General features: G+C 73.2%; 3 protein-coding genes and 1 pseudogene. 2 read left to right on the top strand and 2 right to left on the bottom strand.

Features of this window, described 5'->3' with window-relative positions; all coding sequences use genetic code 11:
• Positions 1-44 precede the first annotated feature (44 nt).
• Both AB8Z36_RS31410 and AB8Z36_RS31405 read left to right on the top strand, forming a co-directional pair.
• Positions 45-542 carry a methylated-DNA--[protein]-cysteine S-methyltransferase gene (locus AB8Z36_RS31410; protein ID WP_369216785.1) on the top strand — a complete coding sequence of 166 codons (498 nt, stop codon included), beginning with the start codon at positions 45-47 and terminating at the stop codon, positions 540-542.
• Between the two features lie 62 nt (positions 543-604).
• Positions 605-1,264: pseudogene (locus AB8Z36_RS31405) on the top strand (2OG-Fe(II) oxygenase); the annotation flags it as partial.
• Between the two features lie 12 nt (positions 1,265-1,276).
• Here the strand turns inward: AB8Z36_RS31405 and AB8Z36_RS31400 are convergent.
• Both AB8Z36_RS31400 and AB8Z36_RS31395 read right to left on the bottom strand, forming a co-directional pair.
• Positions 1,277-1,954 (bottom strand): alpha-ketoglutarate-dependent dioxygenase AlkB family protein, encoded by a 678-nt coding sequence (locus AB8Z36_RS31400; RefSeq protein ID WP_369216784.1) that lies wholly within the window; start codon positions 1,952-1,954, stop codon positions 1,277-1,279.
• Positions 1,941-4,310, bottom strand: a complete 2,370-nt coding sequence (locus AB8Z36_RS31395; protein WP_369216783.1) for a phosphoketolase family protein — start codon at positions 4,308-4,310, stop codon at positions 1,941-1,943. The genes AB8Z36_RS31400 and AB8Z36_RS31395 overlap by 14 nt, the downstream gene beginning before the upstream one ends.
• Positions 4,311-4,454: the final 144 nt, after the last annotated feature.

Here is a 4,454-nt window from a genome sequence, read left to right as displayed (position 1 = left end):
ACGCAGACTTGAGCACGTACCACCGAAGACCCAAGGAGAGTCCGATGACCGTCTACACGACGACCGACAGCCCGCTCGGCGAGCTGCTGCTGGTGGGCGAGGCGTCGGCCACGGCCACCGGCGGCACCGCACTGGCGTCGCTGTCCATGCCGGAGCAGAAGGGCGCCGCCGTCGTCCAGGAGGGCTGGACCCGCGACGCGCGGGCGTTCACCGAGATCACCGGGCAGCTCCGCGCCTACTTCGCCGGGAGCCTGACCCGCTTCGAGATCGAGTACGCGGCCGGGGCGGGCACGGAGTTCCAGCGCGCGGTCTGGGACGCCCTGGAGAGCGTCCCCTACGGCACCACGACCACGTACGGCCGCCTCGCCGGACAGCTCGGCCTGTCCCGCGTCGCCGTCCGCGCGCTCGGCACGGCCGTCGGCCGCAATCCGCTGCTCGTCGTGCGCCCCTGCCACCGGGTGATCGGCGCCGACGGCACCCTGACCGGGTACGCGGCCGGTCTGGAGCGCAAGCGGCTGCTGCTCGACCTGGAGGCGGCGTGAGCGCGGGCCCGCGGACCGTCTCCGCCGTCCGTGCGGCGGTCGACGCCGCCGACTGGACCGGGATCGCCGCCGAGCTCGACGCCCACGGCTGCGCGCTCACGCCCCGGCTCCTCGACCCCGCCGCGTGCCGCCTGCTCGCCGACCGCTACGACGACCCGGCGCTGTTCCGCTCCACGGTCGACATGGCACGCCACCGCTTCGGCTCCGGCCAGTACCGCTACTTCACGCACGACCTGCCGTACCCGGTGGCCGAGCTGCGCCAGGCCCTCTATCCCCGGCTGCTGACCGTCGCCCGCGACTGGGCCGCCCGCCTCGGCCGCCCCGCGCCCTGGCCCGACTCCCTCGACGAATGGCTCAAGCGGTGCCACGCGGCGGGCCAGACCAGGTCCGCGCAGATCCTGCTGCACTACGAGGAGGGCGACTGGAACGCCCTGCACCGCGACCTCTTCGGCGACATGGTCTTCCCCCTCCAGGTCGTGATCGGCCTGGACGAGCAGAACGCGCACTGCACCGGCGGTGAGTTCCTGCTCGTCGAACAGCGGCCACGGGCCCAGTCGCGCGGCACCTCGACGGTCCTGCCGCAGGGCCACGGCCTGGTCTTCACCACCCGCGACCGCCCCGTCCGCTCCGCCCGCGGCTGGTCGGCGGCGCCCGTGCGGCACGGCGTGAGCACCGTACGGTCGGGGCTGCGGCGCTCGCTCGGCCTCGTCTTCCACGACGCGGGCCAGCTCCCCTTACGTCCCGCTCTCCGGCAGGCCGCTCACCCGGAGCGTGATGTTGAGCCGCCCGGTCAGGCCGAGGTCCGGCGGGCCCGTGCCGGGCAGCACGCGCGGCACCCCGTGATACGCGAGGCGGGACGGGCCGCCGAAGACCACCAGGTCACCGCTGCGCAGCTCGACGTCCTTGTACGGCTTGGCCCGCGTCGTGGTGTTGCCGAAGCGGAAGACGCAGGCGTCACCGAGGCTCAGCGAGACCACGGGCGCCGCCGACCTCTCGTCGGCGTCGCGGTGCATGCCCATGCGGGCGTCGGCGTCGTAGAAGTTGACCAGCGCGATGTCGTACTCCTCGGTGACCCCGAACCCGGCCGCCTCCGCCGCCGCGCGGCCGAGCTCCGCCAGCTCGCGGGGCATCGGCTTCACCGGCGCCCCGTCCCCGTCGACGACGGTGCGCGCGTACCCGTACGGATACCAGTGCCAGCCCAGACCGAACTGGCGGGCCGTCATCGTGCCGCCCCCGGGAGTCCTGACCAGCCGCAGCCCGGCGGGCGGCCTCGCCCACTCCCGGCACGCCTCGACCAGGCGGAGCTGCGCCCCGGCGTCCAGCCAGTCCGGCAGGTGCACCGCGCCCGGGCCGAGGGCGGCGCGGGCGCGGGGGAACAGCTCCGGGGAGAAGGGCTCCTCAGTCGCCGGCATACGGCCAGGTCCAGTCGGCGACCTCGGGCAGGTCGGTGCCGTGTACGCGGATCCAGTCGTGGTGGCGGGAGCGGGCGTCGGCCATCCGCTGCCGTACGGACGTGGCCCGGACGGCGAGACCGGGGACGCGGTCGATGACGTCCATGACGAGCCGGTAGCGGTCCAGGTCGTTGCGGACGACCATGTCGAACGGCGTGGTCGTCGTGCCGGACTCCTTGTACCCGCGCACATGCAGGTTGGCGTGGTTGGCGCGGCGGTAGGCCAGGCGGTGGATCAGCCACGGGTAGCCGTGGTACGCGAAGATCACCGGGCGGTCGGGGGTGAACAGCGCGTCGAACTCGAACTCGGCCATGCCGTGCGGGTGCTCGCGCTCCGGCATCAGGCGGGCGATGTCCACGACGTTGACGACGCGGACCGCGAGGTCGGGCAGCAGCTCGCGCAGCAGCGCCGCCGCGGCCAGGATCTCCTGGGTGGGCACGTCGCCCGCGCAGGCAAGCACCACGTCCGGGTCGCGCGTGCCGTCGTCCGTGCCCGCCCACTCCCACACGCCCGCGCCGCGCGCGCAGTGCGCGCGGGCCTCGTCGAGGGTGAGCCAGTCGAAGCAGGGCTGTTTGCCCGCGACGACGACGTTGACGTAGTCGCGGCTGCCCAGGATGTGCTCGGTCACCGAGAGCAGGGTGTTGGCGTCCGGCGGCAGGTAGACGCGCACGACGTCGGGGCTCTTGTTGAGCACGTGGTCGACGAAACCGGGGTCCTGGTGCGAGAAGCCGTTGTGGTCCTGGCGCCACACATGCGAGGTGAGCAGGTAGTTCAGGGACGGCACGGGCGCCCGCCAGGACAGCGAGCGGGAGGTCTTCAGCCACTTGATGTGCTGGTTGACCATCGAGTCGACGATGTGCACGAACGCCTCGTAGCAGGAGAAGAGACCGTGCCGCCCGGTCAGGGTGTACCCCTCCAGCCAGCCCTGGCAGAGGTGTTCGGAGAGCACCTCCATGACCCGGCCGTCGCGCGCGAGGTGCTCGTCGGTGTCCAGGGTCCGGTCCTGCCACGCCTTGCCGGTGGCCTCGTAGAGCGCGCCGAGCCGGTTGGACTCGGTCTCGTCGGGTCCCACCACCCGGAAGTCGCGCCGCCGCGCGGTGTCGGCCATGACCTGGGCGAGCAGCTCGCCCGCGACCCGGGTCGGCTCGTGCAGGGTGGTGCCGGGCTTGTCCACGGTGACGGCGAACCGTTCGAGGGGCGGCAGCGGCAGCGGGCGGCTGAGCAGGCCGCCGTTGGCGTGCCGGGTGGCGCCGAGGCGGCGCTCGCCCTCGGGCACACAGGCGAGGACGTCCGCGGTGGGCGCGCCGTCGGCGTCGAAGAGCTCCCCGGGGCGGTAGGAGCGCAGCCACTCCTCCAGTTGCCGCAGGTGCTCGGAGTTGTCGCGGACTCCGGAGAGCGGCACCTGGTGCGAGCGCCAGGTGTTCTCCACGGGCTGACCGTCCACGAACGCGGGACCGGTCCAGCCCTTGGGCGTACGGAGGACGATCACGGGCCAGCGGTGGCGGCTGTGCGAACCACCGCCGCGGGCGGCCCGCTGGACGGCGGCGATGCGGTCGAGGGCCTTGTCCATCACCTCCGCCATCGCCTGGTGGACGGCGAGGGGGTCGTCGCCCGCCACGTACAGCGGCTCGTGGCCGTAGCCCTTCAGGAGCGCGTCCAGTTCGGCGTCGGGGAGCCGGGAGAGGACCGTCGGGTTGGCGATCTTGTAGCCGTTGAGGTGCAGGATCGGCAGGACGGCGCCGTCGTGGACGGGGTCGAGGAACTTGTTGGAGTGCCAGGACCCGGCGAGCGGCCCGGTCTCCGCCTCGCCGTCGCCGATGACGCAGGCCACGACGAGGCCGGGGTTGTCGAAGGCGGCGCCGTAGGCGTGCGTCAGGGAGTAGCCGAGCTCGCCGCCCTCGTGGATCGAGCCCGGCGTCTCGGGCGCCACATGGCTGGGCACGCCGCCGGGGAAGGAGAACTGGCGGAACAGCCGCGCCATGCCCTCCTCGTCCCGGGTCACGGCCGGGTACATCTGGGTGTAACTGCCCTCCAGCCAGGAGTTGGCGAGGACGGCGGGCCCGCCGTGGCCGGGGCCCCACACGCACAGGGCGTCGAGGTCGCGCTCTTTGATGACGCGGTTCAGGTGGGTGTGGACGAGGTTGAGACCGGGTGAGGTGCCCCAGTGGCCCAGGAGGCGCGGCTTGATGTGCTCGGGCCGCAGCGGCTCGGCGAGGAGGGGGTTGCTCAGCAGGTAGATCTGACCGACGGACAGGTAGTTGGCGGCACGCCAGTGGGCGTCGAGTGCCGCCAGGTGCTCCTTGGCCAAGGGCCCCATGGGGGTCTCCTCCCGGGGGTCGGGGTGTGCGGCGGAATCGGGGAGTACGTGATCGGTACCCGGGTTCCACGCCTGCGCCTGGTCAGTCGTCCGCAGCGGCCGACGCCGCACGGCTCACCCGCGCTCCTCCCCCGACGCTGCCAC

Origin of the sequence: Streptomyces flavofungini, assembly GCF_041028215.1 — a bacterium.
Taxonomy (GTDB): domain Bacteria; phylum Actinomycetota; class Actinomycetes; order Streptomycetales; family Streptomycetaceae; genus Streptomyces; species Streptomyces flavofungini_B.
The sequence above is the reverse complement of the archived record's forward strand: the minus strand, read 5'-3'. Positions and strand labels throughout refer to the sequence as shown.